The organism is [Clostridium] fimetarium, assembly GCF_900111235.1.
GTDB lineage: Bacteria > Bacillota > Clostridia > Lachnospirales > Lachnospiraceae > Clostridium_N > Clostridium_N fimetarium.
Genome location: NZ_FOJI01000011.1, coordinates 176,462 through 194,941, shown reverse-complemented (window position 1 = coordinate 194,941; position 18,480 = coordinate 176,462). Strand labels below are relative to the sequence as shown.

The following is an 18,480-nucleotide window of genomic DNA, read 5'->3' as shown; positions in this document are numbered from 1 at the left end:
ATTTGTCAAGCCTTTTCGATAAAAAAGTGGGTGATTTTTAAAATATAGGAGTTGAAACCCTTATAGAATAAGGGCTAGAGATTCCGAGAAAGTATTATTATAACTAGGAGGAAAATATTTTGAGTAACAATCAACAAAATTATAATTCTCAACATCCTAGTAACCTTTTAATTAATAATATAGTAGAGGCTATGAAGGACGAACGTCATGATAGAGTCAAGTATTACAAAATGATGCAAATGACTGATGACCCTGAGGTAATTAAGCAGATCAAATATGCTTATGATGATGAAATCAAGCATTATGAAATGTTCCAACAAATACTTTTCGCTCTTACACGTAGAAGATTAGACATTCCTATGCCTAATGAAATTGAACAATATGATACTTTAATGGATGCTGTGCAAAGCAGCATTAAAGGTGAGAATGAAGCTGTAGATCTTTATCGAGAGATTTTTTCCCAATTGGACAATAAACAGATGAGAGATATGGTATTTGAAATCATTACCGATGAACAGGAACACTTTGGCCGGTTTATTTACTTGTATTCAATGTTAAAATAGTAAAAATGATATTAATCAATTCCACAACTTAAAAAGGGGCTGTCATACTTGCGATTTAAATTTCGCCAGCTAAGCTCCTTTTTTTATGTTTAATTTTTTAATGTGCCTACCTTGGTAAGCATATCTAAAATCACCTTCGTTCCATCATGACACTCCATAAATTCTACACTTAAATCTTTCCCTGCATATAGCCCAAAATGAGTCCCGCCTCTCCAAGCAGATATTTTACCCATATCATATACAATTCCATTGATAGCTACATATTCTGGTTTCCCATTCAAACCATTATAAGTAGATAATTCTTCTAATGTAAATTCTTTTTGCATCATAATATCTTGATCCATCTTGTTCCTTTCTTGTTCCTCTATTATTCCTTAATTCACTTAAAACAATCAGATTTTCTTTCCTGTAATACCATTTCTATTTTTGATAAAACATCTTTTGAAATATCTTTTAGATTTTCTTTCAGGAAGTTACTAAGTCCAAAATCATATGTAATCTCTTTAATTTGAATTGCAAATATTTTCCCGTCCACATAAGGATAATATATTTTCAGTAAATCTAAAAAGCTATAACTATGTTGCGTATAATTTCTATTATTAGTACCAAATCTATTTAGTGGCATCACGGTAACTGTTCCAGGATTTTCTCCTAAAAATGCACCATCTAAAACTAAAAGGAAATCATTTTCTCTTACTTTTATAATACAATATTGAAAATCCGTCTCCCCATAAATCACTTCAATTCCTTTTTGCGTAAGCGCTTCTTCTATCTGCTTTGCAACTTCAATGCCAATCCCGTCATCCTTCATTAATACATTACCCATAGCAATTAATTTTATGCTCATACCAAAACCTCAACCACCCCTAATTCTCCTTTATTTCCAATCAAATGTGTTGCACAGGATACACATGGATCAAATGCTCTTACGATACGTCCTATTTCTACCGGCTCATTAATATCATTGATTTCCGATCCGATTAGTGACCTTTCTATAACTCCTGGTGAGCCCATTACATCTTTCGGGGAGAGATTCCATACAGTAGGTGTGATAATATTATAATGATAAATAATCTGATCTTGTATCTGTACCCAATGGCCTAATGCACCTCTTGAAGTATCTGTAAGTCCTACTCCATAAGCAGTCTTTGGCATTTCATAGATCTTTTGATTACTGGGTAGCAATTCAACTCTATCCGCAAGATTTTTCATAATACTTAATATTTTTTCTGTTTCAAGCACCCTAGCAATATTTCTGTCCATACAAGAATTTCCTCGCGTATATTCGCCACTAAGAATTTGCCTTGCAAGTGGGCCTACCTCCATAGGTAAGTCTTCATAGCGAGGCGTTTTAATAAATGAATAAGCGTCTGGCTTAGATAAATCCACCTCCACTGTACCCTGATCTTTTTGGTACCATGAATATCGAACTTGCTCTGTTATTTTCTCGGAATCCAGCGGATACCTAACTCCGCTCTTCATTACTCCAGGCCTAACATAAGTGATATCACTGTCCTCATAGCTGTCAAAAACGCCATAGCTCATAAAATATGGATAAGATATCCCTTTTTTAAAATAATCAGAATAATAGGTGGCAATAGTCTCAACATCTTCTTTCATAGCTGTTGTCACAAAATCTAAAATCGTTCTTATTATAAATTTAACTTTTTCTAATTTATATGCATCTATATTTACTGTCACTCCACCCAAAAAAATCCCATGACTATGAGGCGCTTTTCCTCCAAGAAGTGCAGCGCCTTCATGCGCTAACCTACTAAGATCAATACTTGCCACGTAATGTTCTTCTATTCTTTTCGTTAAATTAGGGGGAAGTCTAAAATCACTATAATTTTGCTCTTCCACCAACTTTATAGCCGATATTCTTACATAACTCGGTATCGTAAGTAAATAAAAATGTCTCAAATGATTTTGCATAAATTCAAATCCATGCATAATATCTCTAAGATAATTATCATTTTTGCTTACTGATATTTTCAATGCATCCTCTAATGATAATGTGGAAGATATCGCATGTGCAATTGAACATATACCACAAATTCTTTGTGTAATATAAATAGCATCCATAGGTGCTCTGCCCTTTAATATTTTTTCAAATCCTCTAAATAATAATCCACTTGCAGTAGCATTTACGATTACATTATCCTCTACTTCTGCTTTGATTTCTAAAAACCCACTAATTCTGGTAAGTGGATCAATCGTAATTATTTTTGACATAACCCTCCCCCCTAATATCGTACAAATGGTTCCATACCATCTGGAAAATTTGGATGTGCACAACCAATGCAAGTCGTATTATTTCCAATTGGCCAATTAACGTACCCATTCCATTTTCGTCTCGGACAATCAGTGCTTGTAACTGGTCCTCTGCAACCGAGCTTAAACATGCATCCCTCTTCTCCTAATTTACTCGCAAAAATACCATTATCAAAAAATCCCCTTCTTGTACAAGTATCATGAATGGTAACTCCATAAAAGAGAACTGGCCTACCTTGATCATCTAATTTCGGAAGCCCGAATCCAACCAAATGTGCGAGAGTCCCTACTACCCAATCTGGATGACAAGGGCACCCTGGTAGCCTTATCACTGTACGGCTTAGCACCTCCTGAACACTTTTACTTTCGGATGGATTCGGCTTTGCGGCTGACATTCCGCCAAAAGAAGCACAGGTCCCTACTGCAATTACATATTTTGCTCTTTCTCCCGCTATTTTCACCGCATCTAGGGCAGTAATCCTTCTCCCCTTATAATTTGCAATAATTGTATAGGCTCCATTATCCTTTGTGGAAATTGCGCCATCTACTAACAGTATAAATTCTGTATCTAATGTATCTAAAAATTTCTCAAATGCAAAATCCCCCTCAGCTCCCATAAGTGTATTATTATAAGTAAAATTCACTAGATTTGTTAAAATACTATATAAACCTGGATTTTCACTATTTAGAAAAGAAATTATATTTCCTGAACACCCTGTTGCTTCAAGCCAAATTACATTTATCATTTTTGCGGTATTATTATTCACCATATCTGAAACATCTTGTGTCAACCGCTTTACTGTATTAAACTTTACTTCTGTAAGTGGACATCCTTGTGGGTTTGTCAACCTTGCTCCCCCAGATATTTACTATTATTCTTATATATATCTATATAAATATGTATAAGATTATGCTTAAAATAAAAAGAGCTGTTGTAAAATAACTAAAATTAGTCATTTTACAACAGCTCTTTTATTTTTTTAAAATTGAAAAAATCTATCTTTCTTTATTACCATTACCATTGCCACTACCTTTTCTATTGCTTGAAGCTCTTTCAATGTTAATTGATTTACCTTTAATCTTAACATTTTCCATAGCTGCAAGTACTTCATTTGCATGCTTTCTTGGAACTTCAACAAATGTATAACTATCATACATATCAATTCCACCAACAAGTTTACCTGGAATTCCAGATTCGCCTGCGATAGCACCAAGAATATTAGAAGGCTTTACGCCTTGCTTTTTACCAATGTTAATGAATAAACGAACCATCGTATTGCTACTATTATCTTCTTTTTCTTCATAATGAGCTGGCTGAAGATCTTCAGGACTATTGTTGCTATCACCCATTGAAAGCTTAAGAAGTGCTGCTGCCATATCCATTGCTGTGTAATCTTCATCATTAACATGTTCTTCCACTGCTGTAATCATTTCTGCTAAATTACCTTCTGTGATAGTCTCTTTGATGCTTGCAAACATCTTATCAAGCTTCGTGTTCTTAACATCATTTAATGATGGGATTGGTTTTGCATGAATCTTAGTATTACAATATCTTTCAATATCTTTCAATTTATATACTTCTTTACCAGAAATAAATGAGAATGCCATTCCAGCTTTACCTGCACGGCCAGTTCTACCAATTCTATGAACATAATACTCTTCATCTTGTGGTAAATCGTAGTTAAATACAATATCTACATTTTCAACATCAATACCTCTTGCTGCAACATCAGTTGCAATAAGGATTTCTGTTTTACCTTTTCTGAAATCACTCATAACACGATCTCTTTGAGCTTGTTTCATATCTCCATGTATACCGTCTGCAAAGTAACCTCTACCTTTCAATTCAGAAATAAGTTCATCAACTTGTCTCTTCGTATTACAAAATACAACTGAAAGCTTAGGATTATAAAGATCAATCAATCTTGAAAGAACTTCATTCTTAGTTTTAGGTCTAACTTCAAAATAAAACTGCTCGATATTCGTAACTGTAAGTTCTTTTCTTACAACTTTAATTGTCTCAGCATCATGCTGAAATCTTTTTGCAATATCAATAATTGCTTTTGGCATTGTAGCTGAAAATAATACAGTTTGTCTATCATCTGGTGTATCTGTAAGGATTGTTTCAATATCTTCACGGAATCCCATATTAAGCATTTCATCAGCTTCATCTAAAATAATCATATTTACATGATCAAACTTAATTGTCTTTCTTCTCATATGATCCATTACACGACCAGGTGTACCAACAATAACTTGAACTCCTGTTTTTAATGACTTAATCTGCTTAACAATTTCTTGTCCACCATATATAGGAAGGACTTTAATTGCTGTCATATATTTAGCAAGTTTTCTAATTTCTTCTGCAACCTGTATTGCTAATTCACGTGTTGGACATAATACAACTGCCTGAACATTTTTTGATTTTGGATCTATTTTTTCAAGCATAGGTATCGCGTAAGCTGCTGTTTTTCCTGTTCCTGTTTGTGCCTGTCCTACAATATCTTTTCCTGAAACGATAACTGGTATTGCCTGACTCTGTATTGGTGAAGCTTCTTCAAACCCCATATCCTCAATAGCTTTGAGTATTTTTTCATCAATGTTTAATTCTTCAAATTTCAATATTTCACTTAACCTTTCTGTGCATCTTCTCTATAAGACGCCAACTGTTCAATTTCGATACTAACTTTTCAATGATACACTAATTATCGTATCATGTCAAATAGCTAATGTCTGTTTATAGATATTTAATAAACTGGTATGGTTATTTTATTCTTACCTGGATATTTCAAAATTGCCACTTATATCATATTATTAGCAAAACATTCCAAACCATAAAAAATAGAGGAGTTTATAACATTATGAAAACAAGTAAAATTCAAAAATTAACAATCGCTGCACTATTTGCAGCTCTGACATGTGTAGCAACTATGATTATTAAAATTCCAACACCTGGAACGGGCGGATATATACACCCAGGTGACGCTCTTGTAATCCTTTGCGGAATTTTCTTGGGCCCAATATACGGTGGGCTTGCAGCTGGTCTAGGTTCTGCGTTAGCGGATCTTTTGGGTGGATACTTCATTTATGCACCGATAACGTTCATTATAAAATGTCTGGTCGCAGTTATTGTATTTATAGTATACCACAAATTATCAGTTATTATTAAGCCCTCTGTAATTCGTTGTATAATATGTGGCGTTTTTTCAACATCAATCGTAGTTTCCGGATATTTTTTATATGAGTTTTTTATCTCTGGTACTGGTGGTGCTATTGCAAGTGTACCCGCAAACATAATTCAAGGGGCGTCCGGATTAATAATCTCTTCTATACTATTGCCGGTTTTATTAAAAATTCCATCATTTAATAATTTAAAAAACGAATCTAAATTTTAATTTTTCTACATTATAAGATAGAGAAGCAATTCAAAATATTGTTTCTCTATCTTTTTCTGCTTTTCTTTAATTTTCTTCATTTATCTTTTTTTATTTTAAATGGTTCTTTTGAATTACCCTTATAATGTTGCACTTAGTTCAATAATGTTCTATAATATAAAAGATTATTTCCAAATAATAGGAAGATAAATGAAAGGGGATTTATTATGTTAAAATGTGAAGGCATCGTTAAAAAGTACATGTCTTGTACTGCCATCCAAAATATCTCAGTTGATATTTTACCTGGCAAGATTTACGCTTTACTTGGCCCAAACGGCAGCGGTAAAACGACATTAATGAAAATCATTACAGGTTTGATCAAACCGACTCAAGGGAAGGTAACCTTAGACGGGGTCTCAGTTAGTCCTGCGACCAAAGCGCATGTATCATATATGCCTACAGAAAATTATTTCTATAGCTATATGACTACAAAAGATATTGGCAATTTCTACAAAGATTTTTACGAAGATTTTGATATGAATCTTTATAAAAAGCTTCTAGTAGATCTTAACCTTGATAATTCTAAAACCAAGGTAAGTAATATGTCTTCTGGTATGATGGCAAAATTAAAGGTAGCTGTTGCTATTTCAAGAAGATCTGCAGTAACGCTTCTAGATGAACCACTGAATGGTATTGATATTATTGCAAGAGAAAAAATAATCAATACAATTACAGAAAACTTTAATCCAAGCACTACTTACATAATTTCCAGCCACCTCGTTGACGAATTAGAAAAAATCATAGATTCTGCTATTTTTATTAAAGACGGTCTTGTTGTTGAATCCGGAGATGCTGAAGCGCTTCGCCAAACTTATGACAAAACAATCGTTGATATGTATAGACAGATCTATGCAGAATAAAGGGGGATGAAAGAATGTTTAAATTAATGAAATATGAATTAAGAAGAAACCTTACAGCTATTATAATTCTTTATACTTTGATTTTCGCTTTAGAAGCATATGCTTTATATAGTATGTTTGCAAAAGACCAACGAGGTACAGCAATTGCATTTGTATTCCTTTTGTTTGGCGGATTTGCAGTAATCATGTTAGTGTTTATTGTAGCAATTCAATCTTATTCAAAAGAGCTTGGTTCTAAATACAGCTATATGACTTTTATGACACCTACTTCTACATATGGCATAATTGGTTCCAAACTGTTATCTACAGGAATCATTGCCGGATTTACTACAATTATAGCAATATTATTAATCGTACTTGACTATAATATATTTATCAGTCAATTTGCAGAAGCAAAGAATACGGAGGATATCCTTACACAACTAGCCACTAGTATGGGATATGATGTAAGTGCTCTCCTAATAAGTGTTTTGGTAAACTTTATCGTTTTATGGATTAATCTTTTTACATCGATTTGTATGGCATACTTAGCAATTACACTTAGTGCTACTGCATTTGCAAACAAAAAGTTTCGCGGAATTATCAGTTTTTTAATATTTTTAGTACTCAATTATATTATAAATAAAATAGCTGGATATCTTCCAGTCGTTGAGATAGGAACTGGCGTTTTGAATGAATTATTGCACCCTATTTTATCTTATTTATTAAGTATTGTTGCTATGATAGGAGCATTTCTGGGTTCAGCTATTTTACTTGATAAAAAAGTGAGCCTTTAATTAATTTATTAATCACAGAAATATTATAGGGCATATTCATATGCCAAAAGGAGAAACATTCTTTATGAAATATATAGATATAATAAATGAAAGCACCCAATCAATTGCTGATTTCATTGAGATCAAACCGGATATTGCGATTATACTTGGTTCTGGACTAGGTCCACTTGCCAACGAAATTGAAAATCCAAAAGAAATCTCTTACACAGATATTCCTAATTTTCCGCCTTCTACCATTCCAGGCCATGAAGGAAAGCTTATAACAGGAACAATTGAAGGTAAAAATGTAATTGCAATGAAAGGTCGTTTTCACTACTATGAAGGGCACGAAATGGACATTGTCACTTTGCCTATCCGTGTATTTTCAAAACTAGGGATAAAAAATCTTATCGTAACGAATGCTGCAGGCGGAATTCGGGATTCATTTAATCCTGGCACAATTATGATTATAAATGATCAGATCAGCCTATTCTGCCCATCTCCTCTTCGCGGACCAAATCTTGATGAATTTGGTCCAAGGTTCAAAGATATGACAGAGGTTTACTCAAACAATTTAATTACACTTGCAAACGAATCAGCAAAAAAAGTTGGTGTTGAAGTTGAAAATGGCGTATATTCTTATTTTAGAGGTCCACAATTTGAGTCACCTGTAGAAGTAAGGGCCATAAGAACGCTTGGCGGGGATGCCACTGGTATGTCCACGGTTCCAGAAGCAATTGTAGCAAGACATTGTGGAATGTCAACACTTGGTATATCACTTATCACAAATAAGGCTGCAGGTCTTGGTGCAAATCAACTAAACCATAACGAAGTAATGGAAACCGCAGGCCATTCAGAAAAAAATATGATCTTACTTGTTAAAAAAATTATAAAAGATTGGAATTTACAATGATACTATCATGCAATAATATATCCAAAGCATTTGGTACTGACGAAATAATTAAAAACTGCTCATTTAATATAGAGGACAGAGAAAAAGCTGCCATTATTGGAATCAATGGTGCTGGTAAATCTACACTTTTAAAAATCATAATGCAGGAGATTTCTCCTGATAACGGACAAGTTATCATCTCAAAAGGTAAGACGATTGGATATCTTGCTCAGCATCAGGACCTAACAACTGGAAACACAATCTATGATGAACTTCTAAGTGTTAAAGCTGACATTATTCAAATGGAGGAAAAGATTCGTTCTTTGGAAAAAGACATGAAGGAAGCAAGTGATGTTGACCTTGCTAATATGCTTGAACAATATGCGAATCTAACCCATGAATTTGAACTAAACAATGGATATGCTTACAAGAGTGAGCTCGTTGGAGTTCTAAAAGGCCTTGGCTTTAGTGAAGAAGATTTTTCAAAGTCCGTAAACACACTTTCAGGTGGTCAAAAAACTCGAGTGTCTCTGGGAAAATTATTATTATCCAAACCAGACATCATTTTACTTGATGAACCTACCAACCATCTTGATCTTGAGTCCATTAAATGGTTAGAGGGATTTCTTCTCAATTATAACGGCAGTATCATTATTGTTGCACATGATAGATATTTTCTAGACAAAATAGTAAGTAAGATAGTTGAAATTGATAATGGATTCTGCACTGTATTTACAGGCAATTATTCTGCTTACTCAGAGAAAAAAGCAATGCTTCGTAATATGCAGTTAAAGGATTATTTAAACCAACAACGTGATATCAAACATCAAGAAGAAGTTATCACTAAACTAAAGCAATTCAACCGTGAAAAATCAATCAAGCGTGCTGAGAGCCGTGAAAAGTTGCTAGATCGCGTTGAAGTACTTGATAAACCAATAGAATTAAATGATAAAATGAATATAAGCCTTGATCCTAAGATTTTAAGTGGAAACGATGTCCTTACTGTAACTGACCTATCAAAGGCATTTGATAGCAATGTGCTCTTTGATGACATTTCATTTGAAATCAAAAGAGGTGAACGGGTAGCACTTATCGGAAATAACGGGACCGGAAAAACCACAATACTCAAAATCATCAATGGTATAATAACCAGTGATAAGGGTAAAGTCAAACTAGGCGCTCAAGTATCTATTGGATACTACGATCAGGAACACAATGTGCTTCATTCGGACAAAACGCTTTTTCAAGAAATTTCCGATGAATATCCGGATTTAAAAAACACACAGATAAGAAACACGTTAGCAGCGTTCTTATTTACCAATGAGGACGTATTTAAGCTTATTAGTGACTTAAGCGGTGGAGAGAAGGGACGTGTGTCTCTTGCCAAACTAATGCTGTCTGAAGCTAATTTTCTAATTCTAGATGAGCCCACTAACCATTTGGATATGGTATCAAAGGAAATATTAGAAAATGCACTTAACAGCTACAGTGGTACAATTCTTTACGTATCGCATGACAGGTATTTTATTAACATTACAGCTACTAGAATTCTTGAGCTAACAAATGCAACCATTGTAAATTATATTGGAAATTATGATTATTATGAAGAAAAACACGATATACTAACCGCTTCACTTTCAAGTAATACAAACAGTCAGGATGTTTCTACTAATTCAAGTGCATCAGATTGGAAATCATCAAAAGAGGAACAAGCCAGATTACGTAAACAGCAAAAAGATCTTCAAAAAGTGGAAAGCAAAATTGCTGAAACTGAAGCTGAACTTGCGCAAATTGATGACATGTCTACATTACCAGAAATTTGTTCAAACACCGCTAAATTACTTGAATTACACAACAAAAAAACCGAATCACAAGCCATTTTAAATGATTTGTATGATAAGTGGGAGGAACTCTCCTATTAATGGGCATTTTCGTGGCTTTTTATGGGTTTTTTATTGACAAATTATGTATAATAGGGTATAAATAAATTATACTTATTTTAAGGAGGATGTATTTAAAATGAATAAGACAGAATTAGTATCTGCTATCGCAGAAAAAGCTGAATTAACAAAGAAAGACTCTGAGAAAGCTTTAAAAGCTTTTACAGAAGTTATCGCTGAAGAATTAAAAAAGGGTGAGAAAATTCAGCTAGTTGGATTTGGTACATTTGAAGTATCAAACAGAGCAGCAAGAACAGGCAAAAACCCACAAACCGGAGCTGCTATCGATATTCCTGCATCTAAAGCTCCTAAGTTTAAAGCTGGTAAAGCATTAAAGGAAACTGTTAACGCTTAATAATTGGCCGCGTATAATGAATGAAGGTAAGCAGACTAGTGTTTCTCACTATTTTCTGCTTATTTTTATCCGCGTAAGTAATGAGTCAGATAGAACGCCCAAGAAATAAGCAAAAACAAGCAAGTCTCTTTTTGCTTATTCTTGCTTATTTTTTGGACGTTCTATCTGACGAATACCGCGAAATTTTAGAAACATTCTTTTTATGTTTCTAAAATCTCACGGTATTTGAGAAACATACGCTTTTCATGTTTCTATAATCTTACGCCATATTTGAGAAACATACGCTTTTCATGTTTCTATAATCTTACGCCATATTTGAGAAACATACGCTTTTCATGTTTCTATAATCTTACGCCATATTTGAGAAACATACGCTTTTCATGTTTCTATAATCTTACGCCATATTTGAGAAACATACGCTTTTCATGTTTCTATAATCTTACGCCATATTTGAGAAACATACGCTTTTTTAAAAGGAGTAAACTATGGAAATCGAAAGAAAGTTCTTAATCACCAAACTACCTGAGAATCTAAGCATTTATAAATGTAGAAACATAGAGCAAGGCTATTTATCCACAAATCCCGTAGTTCGCGTAAGAAAAGACAATGAGGACTACTTTCTTACTTACAAAGGAAGTGGCAAGATGGTTCGTGAAGAATATAATCTCCCATTAACCAAAGAATCTTATTACCATTTAATTCAGAAAGCGGATGGAAATATAATCACAAAAAAGCGCTACGAAATACCTACCCACGATAACCTCATTATAGAATTGGACCTATTTGAGGGCCTTTTTCAAGGGATCACCCTAGCCGAAGTAGAATTTGAATCTGAAGAGCAGGCGAATTCATATACCCCTCCGGAATGGTTTGGACTAGATGTAACATACTCGAGTGAATACCATAATAGCAACATGAGTAAAAAAGTGTTCTAAGAAGATTTTCACATATAGAATTTAAGTAGATTTTCATATTCAAGATTAATTGTTTGAATCAATGAATTGTCACCATGCATATTATCTGGATGATATATCTTTAACAATTCCTTATATCGCTTTTTGAGCGACTTCGTATCTTCAACCCCTTTAAAAAACATTTTAGGAGTTACTGAAGTCGACATGTTTTTTCTTGCTTCTCTAAATACATTATCTTTGTATTTAAGTTTATCATGTTCAAACTTCTGCTGATCACTTACAAGTTTTCTCGTCTCTATTTCAAGAAGTTGCCATTGCTTATCGAAAAGATTTTTCTGATTTTCAAGTTGCTTTTTCAGTAGCATATTCTTACTTTGTTGCCTATGAAGAAGACCTTTTTGAATTTCCATAACTTTTCTCTCGTCTTCAATGTTTGTCTTTTCTGTCTCAATTCTAATACTCTCTTTAAATAACCATTTTTTCTTCTCGTTCAATTCATCTTCACTAGATATTTCAAAATCTTGCATAGTCCCTCCAAGATATAATTTCTCCCATATTGAACTACCTATATATTTAACGAACTATGAAACCAAAACACTTTAACAGGCTTATATTCATCACTTGTTTTAATTGTATGTTTTACTCCTGCTGCCGCTATAAACGAGTCTCCTTGTGTTATTGGAAATACTAAATCATCTAACTTGGCAAATCCTTCACCTTCAAGTACAAAAAAGCCTTCTTGGTCCTCATGAGCGCCTGCATTATAGTTGAATTCCGTTGAATTATAAATCGAAATTCCAGAACAGCAACCAGCAACACAGCCATTCGCTTCCGTTAACAATTTATATCCTCTAGCATTCTCACCCTGATTTTTTTTAACTTCTTCTAATGTTACATATGGTTCATTCATAATTTTCTCTTTTCTGCACATCTTTTTTCACATATCTTTTTTGGCACATCTTTTTTGGCATATCTTTTTTGGCACATCTTTTTCGTACATCTTTTTCACATATCTTTTTTGGCACATCTTTTTCGTACATCTTTTTTCGTACATCTTTTCTCTGCTTATTTCTAGTTTGCGTCTATTCGTTTATTATTTGATTTGAAATTAAAATCGCACAATATTATACGGCTTATGGCTTAGTGCCAAATCCGTACAATACTGTGCAATTCTTTTATTTATTTTGGTATCTTAATAATTCTGTATAAGCAAGTAAAAATGGGCCAACACCCTTTGCATCATCTGCGACAATTGGCTCGGACATATAATAATCATATGTACCAGATCTGTTACCGTTTCCGCCTAGACCAGCAACAAGGCATATTCCGCCGAGTGACATCTCACCTTTATTCGTCTTTAAATACTTATCACAAATACCTTGAATTGCTTTTTCACCATAGGTCTTATAACTTTCTGGTAAGAATCCTAATCTAACACCTTTGAGAATTGAATATGCCATAATGGAGCTTCCACTTGTTTCAAGATAATTCTTATCCATTCCGCCATAATTAACCACCTGATACCACATACCGCTTTCATCCTGATACTTAATCATAGAATTCATTAAATCAACGTATGCATCTTCAAGTAGCTTACAATCTGAATCATGTGAAGGATCTTCCTTATCAACTTTATCAATTGTATCGAGAAGTGCCATCGAATACCATCCAATTGCTCTTAACCAGATATTTTGTGAAAGACCAGTTACTTTATCACACCAAAACATCTTCTTAGAAGTATCCATTGCGTGGAAATATAGACCATTCAAAGGATTTCTCATATTATCAATTACAAATCTAAATTGATTAAAAATATCATCATAATTCTTTTTATTGTTAAAACGTGTTTCATATTCCATATAGAAAGGTTGTCCCATATACATTCCATCAAGCCATACTTGGTATGGATAAATGTCTTTGTGCCAGAAGTTACCTGACTCTGTTCTTGGCATAATTGCAATCTGACTATAGATTAAATCGATCGCTTTTCTATATTTTTCTTTTCCTGTAATATCATATAACTCAAATAAAGTTTTACCTGCATTAATATTATCGATATTCTTCTCATTAATGTCATAACCATTAATTGTTCCATCTTCATTTACACGATAATCAATAAACTCATCTGCAAATTTCAAATACTTCTCATCCTTTGAAATAGCATACATTTCAAGAACGGCTTTAATCATACACCCATCAATGTAATTCCAAGTTGACTTAAGACCAGCCTTCAGCTTTTCAACATTCCACATCGGCACTTCTGGTGTACTCTTTTCCAATAACTCATCAATATATTTTACGATAATGTCCATTTTAAATCTCCTTAATTGTGGTAAGTATGAGTTCAGTTTACAATAAAAATGCCATCTTTGCAATATAATCTTACGATTTTATCAGCAAAAGATGGCATTTTTCGACAGAAATAAGTATTTTATAAAAACAATAATAATTCTTCTGTATGATTGCAATAATAGTATTTTTTTTCTGTATTATTTCTTTTTTATATCCTGTGTATTTTGCTCTTGTGCTTCAATTACTCGAATTTCTTTCGTTATTATTTCCTTGCAAATCTCACCGATAAATGTTGAAAGATCTTTCTGACCTTCATCGCCAACGAATCTGCTTCTTACAGATACTTTGCCTTCAGATTCTTCCTTTTCACCAACAACAAGCATATAAGGAACTTTATCGAGCCATGCTTCACGAATTTTATACCCAATCTTTTCAGCTCTGTAATCTGTTGTAGCTAAGATTCCATTTGCCTTCAATTCAGCAAGAACTTTCTCTGCATAATCTTTGTATTTATCAGAAATAGGAAGGATTCTTACTTGTTCTGGACACAACCAAGTTGGAAAAAGTCCAGCGTATTTTTCAATGAGCCAAGCAAGTGTTCTTTCATAACAGCCTAGTGATGTTCTGTGAATAATATAAGGACGTACCTTTGCTCCATTTTGATCCACATAGTACATATCAAAGCGCTCTGCAAGAAACATATCCAGTTGAATTGTAATCATTGTATCTTCTTTTCCATAAACATTCTTTGCTTGTATATCAAGTTTTGGTCCGTAGAATGCTGCTTCGCCTTCTTCTTCTGTGAATTTAATACCAATATCATTTAAAATATTACGCATCATATCCTGAACTTCATTCCAAGTATCTTCAGTGCCTAGATATTTTTCTTGATTATTAGGATCCCATTTTGACATACGGTAAGTTACATCATTTTCAAGTCCTAATGTTTGCAAGCAATATTTTGCAAGGTCAACGCAACCCATGAACTCTTCTTCAATCTGATCTTTTCTTACGATTAAATGTCCTTCTGTAATTGTAAACTGTCTGATACGAGTAAGTCCATGCATTTCACCTGAATCTTCATTTCTAAATAAAGTAGATGTTTCACCATATCTACATGGAAGATCTCGATAACTTTTTTGTTTCGCTTTGTAAACGTAATACTGGAATGGACATGTCATTGGACGAAGTGCGAATACTTCAGAGCCTTCTTTTTCTTCATCTCCAAGTATAAACATTCCTTCTTTGTAATGGTTCCAGTGATCTGATATTACATATAAGTCTTTCTTTGCCATAAATGGAGTCTTCGTTCTCATGTATCCTCTGCGCTCTTCTTCATCTTCAATCCATCTTTGAAGTGTCTGAATCATCTTTGCCCCCTTTGGAAGCATAAGGGGAAGTCCTTGACCAATTACATCAACCGTTGTAAATAATTCCATCTCGCGACCTAATTTGTTATGGTCACGAAGTTTAATGTTCTCAAGATATTCAAGATATTCATCAAGATCCGCTTTCTTCGTAAATGCTGTTCCATAGACTCTAGTAAGCATCTTATTCTTCTCTGATCCTCTCCAATACGCACCTGAAGAAGAAATAAGCTTAAATGCTTTGATTCCCTTAGTACTCATAAGATGAGGGCCTGCACACAGGTCTGTGAAAGCTCCTTGATTATAAAAAGATAGTGCAGCATCTTCTGGCAAATCTTTAATCAGTTCAACTTTATATGGTTCGTCTAGTTTTTCCATAAGTTCAATAGCTTCTTTTCTTGGAAGTGTATATCTTGTTATTTCAGCACCTTCCTTGATTATCTTCTTCATCTCTATTTCGATTTTATCAAGATCTTCCCTTGATAATGAAGGACATTCAAAGTCATAGTAAAAACCTGTATCAATTGATGGTCCAATTGCAAGTTTTGCAGTCGGATACAATCTCTTAACTGCCTCTGCAAGTACATGTGATGTTGTATGTCTATATGCTGATTTACCAGCAGCATCGTTAAATGTCAAAATGCTAAGTTCACAATCTGCATCAACTATAGTTCTTAGATCAACGGTTTTACCGTTAACCTCTCCAGCACAAGCCATTCTTGCTAGGCCTTCACTGATATCTGCTGCAATTTCAATTACTGACATTGCTTTTTCATACTCTTTTACTGATCCATCTTTTAATGTTATTTTCATGTTAACATTTCTCCTTTTCTATTCTATTTTATTTAATTTGCAAATTGCTTATTTAGGTGAAGTGGGGTTCTGCTGGACTCTTAGTGCCTTAAAACAGAGCTATGTGCTTCAAAAGCAGAGCTAAAGTGCCTCAAACGCAGAATTAAGTACCTCCGTAACGGAGCCAGGCACCTCCAAAGCGAAGCTTTGTCGGTCGTGGGCGTTCGCCCACTAGCTGAGAGTAGGCGCATCAATATTTGTGCAAGCACAATATTGATGTGCTTACTCTCAGCTGCTTGGCTCATTGCTGACACGAAAGAAAGTCCCTTGCTACATGGAAATAACTCCATGTAGCAAGGGACGAATATGTCATCGCGGTTCCACCCTGCTTGCCTGATTAATTATTAATGCAATACTCAAATTAATATTAATCAAACCTCTCAATTAGGATTATAACGGCATCACCGGCCTGGATTAGAGGCACTCCGAGGTAGTCTTCACACATCATCCAACAAGATACTTTCAGCAATTGTATCTCTCTCTGAATCTTTTGATATGTTACTCGTCTCATCAACGTTTTTCTTTATAAAAGTTATTATATCATTATGCGAAACTTTGTCAAGGGTAACTGTTTTTCTTGCTGATTTAAAATTTATTGTATTATTCAATCACTCCCAAGTTTTAGAATTGATAATCACATTTTCAAACATTACATTTTCTGCATTACTTACTTCAACATCTTTTTCAGCAACGAATGATGAATTTTTGATTGTCACATTTTTAATTGTTGTCTTGTCCATATTCAGGCCACTTACTTTTAATGCGATAGCTGCGCCATGACATATGATTCCATCAATTAAAATATCTGAAAACATTGGTATATCTTCTGGATCAGTACTTTCTTCTATTGTTTCATGAAAATTCATAATATTATGTACATAATCCATTGTTAATATAATGGCTTCGCCTTTTACATCGACCATATTAATATTGCGAATATCTATGTTTTCTACAATACCACCTCTGCCAATCGCACTCTTTAATCGAATTCCCACATCTGTTCCGACAAATGTACAATTCTCAACGAGGATGTTTCGTACTCCTCTTGACATCTCACTTCCAATAACAAATCCACCATGACCCCATCCTACATAACAATCATGAATATGTACATTTTCGGTCGGGCCGACTAGTTTACGTGCGACAGCATTTTTTCCTGACTTAATACATATTGCATCATCTCCTGTTTCAAACTCACAATGGTGTATATGCACATTTCTACAAGAATCCACATCGATTCCATCTCCATTTTGAGCATAGTTAGGATTGCGAATTGTCGTATACTGCATAGTGAAATTCTCGCAAAAAAGAGGATGGATATTCCAAGCAGGTGAATTTTGTATCGTAACTCCATCAATTAAGACTTTATTGCAGTACTGCAAGCTGAGTAAAACCGGGCGATATAAATCATAATAAGGTTCAGCTTTTTCGAGCGCATCTGGATCATCAAAGTCTACAAAGCCTTTCTCATGCCCTTCATAGATGCTTTCTGTGGGTACCCAGATTCCACCCTCATTACTATCTAAAACGTAAGGCGATTTCGTCAAAAGTTCATTCCATTGCCTTTTAGTAGTCTTAAATTCTTTAACTGGTCTCCATAATTGTCCACTACCATCAATCACACCTGTCCCTGTAATTGCGATATTATCAGCATGATTTGCGTATATCGGTGACGCGGTACGGATGCTAGGAATCCCCTCATAATTAGTGAAAATCAATGGATATTCTTCCTTATTTTTCGAAAATAATAGAAATGATCCATCTTCTAGGTGAAGATTCACATTTGTTTTCAATTCAATCGGCCCTGTTAGCCATATACCTCTTGGCACATTTAAAGTGCCTCCTCCTATTTCCGCTAATTTTCGAATCGCTGTATTAATTTCTGATGTATTAGAATGATTTCCATCACCTATGGCGCCAAAATCTACGATTGAATATTGAACCTTTGGAAATTCTGGCAATTCTACACTAATTTCAAGCAT

At 34.2% G+C, this 18,480-nt stretch carries 19 protein-coding genes and 1 other annotated feature; of the genes, 8 read left to right on the top strand and 11 right to left on the bottom strand.

Features of this window, described 5'->3' with window-relative positions:
• Positions 1 to 119: 119 nt before the first annotated feature.
• On the top strand, positions 120 to 563 hold the full coding sequence (locus BMY18_RS14460) for a ferritin-like domain-containing protein (protein ID WP_092455287.1): 444 nt from the start codon (positions 120 to 122) through the stop codon (positions 561 to 563).
• Between the two features lie 89 nt (positions 564 to 652).
• Here BMY18_RS14460 and BMY18_RS14455 read toward each other — a convergent pair whose 3' ends face one another.
• The 5 genes from BMY18_RS14455 to BMY18_RS14435 form a co-directional block, all read right to left on the bottom strand.
• Positions 653 to 907 (bottom strand): cytochrome b5 domain-containing protein, encoded by a 255-nt coding sequence (locus tag BMY18_RS14455; RefSeq protein ID WP_092455284.1) that lies wholly within the window; start codon positions 905 to 907, stop codon positions 653 to 655.
• A gap of 35 nt (positions 908 to 942) precedes the next feature.
• A complete protein-coding gene (locus tag BMY18_RS14450; protein ID WP_092455282.1) occupies positions 943 to 1,410 on the bottom strand; it encodes a hydrogenase maturation protease in 468 nt (155 codons plus the stop codon).
• On the bottom strand, positions 1,407 to 2,798 hold the full coding sequence (locus tag BMY18_RS14445; RefSeq protein WP_092455280.1) for a nickel-dependent hydrogenase large subunit: 1,392 nt from the start codon (positions 2,796 to 2,798) through the stop codon (positions 1,407 to 1,409). Before BMY18_RS14445 ends, BMY18_RS14450 begins: the two co-directional genes overlap by 4 nt.
• Before the next feature lie 11 nt (positions 2,799 to 2,809).
• Complete coding sequence (locus BMY18_RS14440; RefSeq protein WP_092455278.1) at positions 2,810 to 3,685, bottom strand: hydrogenase small subunit; 876 nt, start codon at positions 3,683 to 3,685, stop codon at positions 2,810 to 2,812.
• Between the two features lie 148 nt (positions 3,686 to 3,833).
• The gene (locus BMY18_RS14435) at positions 3,834 to 5,405 is read right to left on the bottom strand and encodes a DEAD/DEAH box helicase (protein WP_092455308.1); all 1,572 of its coding nucleotides are present in this window, start codon (positions 5,403 to 5,405) and stop codon (positions 3,834 to 3,836) included.
• Between the two features lie 293 nt (positions 5,406 to 5,698).
• On the opposite strand from BMY18_RS14435, the gene BMY18_RS14430 reads away from it, so the two are divergent.
• From BMY18_RS14430 to BMY18_RS14400, 7 genes are all read left to right on the top strand, one after another.
• Positions 5,699 to 6,232, top strand: coding sequence for an ECF transporter S component (locus tag BMY18_RS14430; RefSeq protein ID WP_092455275.1), 534 nt, complete (start codon positions 5,699 to 5,701; stop codon positions 6,230 to 6,232).
• Positions 6,233 to 6,438: 206 nt separating this feature from the next.
• On the top strand, positions 6,439 to 7,131 hold the full coding sequence (locus BMY18_RS14425) for an ABC transporter ATP-binding protein (RefSeq protein WP_092455273.1): 693 nt from the start codon (positions 6,439 to 6,441) through the stop codon (positions 7,129 to 7,131).
• Positions 7,132 to 7,145: 14 nt separating this feature from the next.
• Positions 7,146 to 7,907 (top strand): hypothetical protein, encoded by a 762-nt coding sequence (locus BMY18_RS14420; RefSeq protein ID WP_092455271.1) that lies wholly within the window; start codon positions 7,146 to 7,148, stop codon positions 7,905 to 7,907.
• 64 nt (positions 7,908 to 7,971) lie between these two features.
• Entirely contained in the window at positions 7,972 to 8,799 is an 828-nt protein-coding gene (locus BMY18_RS14415) for a purine-nucleoside phosphorylase (RefSeq protein WP_092455269.1), read from the top strand.
• Positions 8,796 to 10,700, top strand: a complete 1,905-nt coding sequence (locus BMY18_RS14410; RefSeq protein WP_092455267.1) for an ABC-F family ATP-binding cassette domain-containing protein — start codon at positions 8,796 to 8,798, stop codon at positions 10,698 to 10,700. The genes BMY18_RS14415 and BMY18_RS14410 overlap by 4 nt, the downstream gene beginning before the upstream one ends.
• Positions 10,701 to 10,797: 97 nt before the next feature.
• On the top strand, positions 10,798 to 11,073 hold the full coding sequence (locus tag BMY18_RS14405) for an HU family DNA-binding protein (RefSeq protein ID WP_092455265.1): 276 nt from the start codon (positions 10,798 to 10,800) through the stop codon (positions 11,071 to 11,073).
• A 485-nt stretch (positions 11,074 to 11,558) separates the two neighbouring features.
• Positions 11,559 to 12,008, top strand: coding sequence for a CYTH domain-containing protein (locus BMY18_RS14400; RefSeq protein WP_092455263.1), 450 nt, complete (start codon positions 11,559 to 11,561; stop codon positions 12,006 to 12,008).
• Between the two features lie 8 nt (positions 12,009 to 12,016).
• On the opposite strand, the gene BMY18_RS14395 is transcribed toward BMY18_RS14400, so the two are convergent.
• From BMY18_RS14395 to BMY18_RS14375, 6 genes are all read right to left on the bottom strand, one after another.
• Positions 12,017 to 12,514, bottom strand: coding sequence for a hypothetical protein (locus BMY18_RS14395; RefSeq protein ID WP_092455261.1), 498 nt, complete (start codon positions 12,512 to 12,514; stop codon positions 12,017 to 12,019).
• Positions 12,515 to 12,552: 38 nt separating this feature from the next.
• The gene (locus BMY18_RS14390; protein WP_092455259.1) at positions 12,553 to 12,897 is read right to left on the bottom strand and encodes a cupin domain-containing protein; all 345 of its coding nucleotides are present in this window, start codon (positions 12,895 to 12,897) and stop codon (positions 12,553 to 12,555) included.
• Complete coding sequence (locus BMY18_RS21120) at positions 12,890 to 13,027, bottom strand: hypothetical protein (protein ID WP_170841418.1); 138 nt, start codon at positions 13,025 to 13,027, stop codon at positions 12,890 to 12,892. Before BMY18_RS21120 ends, BMY18_RS14390 begins: the two co-directional genes overlap by 8 nt.
• A gap of 135 nt (positions 13,028 to 13,162) precedes the next feature.
• Positions 13,163 to 14,299 (bottom strand): glycoside hydrolase family 88/105 protein, encoded by a 1,137-nt coding sequence (locus BMY18_RS14385; RefSeq protein WP_092455258.1) that lies wholly within the window; start codon positions 14,297 to 14,299, stop codon positions 13,163 to 13,165.
• Between the two features lie 177 nt (positions 14,300 to 14,476).
• Entirely contained in the window at positions 14,477 to 16,459 is a 1,983-nt protein-coding gene (gene thrS / locus BMY18_RS14380; protein ID WP_092455256.1) for a threonine--tRNA ligase, read from the bottom strand.
• Between the two features lie 332 nt (positions 16,460 to 16,791).
• Positions 16,792 to 17,021, bottom strand: a binding site (T-box leader).
• Positions 17,022 to 17,106: 85 nt separating this feature from the next.
• Positions 17,107 to 18,480 carry a glycoside hydrolase family 28 protein gene (locus BMY18_RS14375; protein WP_092455254.1) on the bottom strand — a complete coding sequence of 458 codons (1,374 nt, stop codon included), beginning with the start codon at positions 18,478 to 18,480 and terminating at the stop codon, positions 17,107 to 17,109.

Bases quoted from the DNA above. Each gene is read 5' to 3' on its own strand.
- BMY18_RS14405 (WP_092455265.1), top strand. From the start codon at position 10,798: ATGAATAAGACAGAATTAGTATCTGCTATCGCAGAAAAAGCTGAATTA.
- BMY18_RS14395 (WP_092455261.1), bottom strand. From the start codon at position 12,514: ATGCAAGATTTTGAAATATCTAGTGAAGATGAATTGAACGAGAAGAAA.
- thrS (WP_092455256.1), bottom strand. From the start codon at position 16,459: ATGAAAATAACATTAAAAGATGGATCAGTAAAAGAGTATGAAAAAGCA.
- BMY18_RS14400 (WP_092455263.1), top strand. From the start codon at position 11,559: ATGGAAATCGAAAGAAAGTTCTTAATCACCAAACTACCTGAGAATCTA.
- BMY18_RS14435 (WP_092455308.1), bottom strand. From the start codon at position 5,405: ATGGGGTTTGAAGAAGCTTCACCAATACAGAGTCAGGCAATACCAGTT.
- BMY18_RS14430 (WP_092455275.1), top strand. From the start codon at position 5,699: ATGAAAACAAGTAAAATTCAAAAATTAACAATCGCTGCACTATTTGCA.
- BMY18_RS14415 (WP_092455269.1), top strand. From the start codon at position 7,972: ATGAAATATATAGATATAATAAATGAAAGCACCCAATCAATTGCTGAT.
- BMY18_RS14450 (WP_092455282.1), bottom strand. From the start codon at position 1,410: ATGAGCATAAAATTAATTGCTATGGGTAATGTATTAATGAAGGATGAC.
- BMY18_RS14445 (WP_092455280.1), bottom strand. From the start codon at position 2,798: ATGTCAAAAATAATTACGATTGATCCACTTACCAGAATTAGTGGGTTT.
- BMY18_RS14420 (WP_092455271.1), top strand. From the start codon at position 7,146: ATGTTTAAATTAATGAAATATGAATTAAGAAGAAACCTTACAGCTATT.
- BMY18_RS14390 (WP_092455259.1), bottom strand. From the start codon at position 12,897: ATGAATGAACCATATGTAACATTAGAAGAAGTTAAAAAAAATCAGGGT.
- BMY18_RS14425 (WP_092455273.1), top strand. From the start codon at position 6,439: ATGTTAAAATGTGAAGGCATCGTTAAAAAGTACATGTCTTGTACTGCC.
- BMY18_RS14385 (WP_092455258.1), bottom strand. From the start codon at position 14,299: ATGGACATTATCGTAAAATATATTGATGAGTTATTGGAAAAGAGTACA.
- BMY18_RS21120 (WP_170841418.1), bottom strand. From the start codon at position 13,027: ATGTACGAAAAAGATGTGCCAAAAAAGATATGTGAAAAAGATGTACGA.
- BMY18_RS14375 (WP_092455254.1), bottom strand. From the start codon at position 18,480: ATGCTTGAAATTAGTGTAGAATTGCCAGAATTTCCAAAGGTTCAATAT.
- BMY18_RS14410 (WP_092455267.1), top strand. From the start codon at position 8,796: ATGATACTATCATGCAATAATATATCCAAAGCATTTGGTACTGACGAA.
- BMY18_RS14455 (WP_092455284.1), bottom strand. From the start codon at position 907: ATGGATCAAGATATTATGATGCAAAAAGAATTTACATTAGAAGAATTA.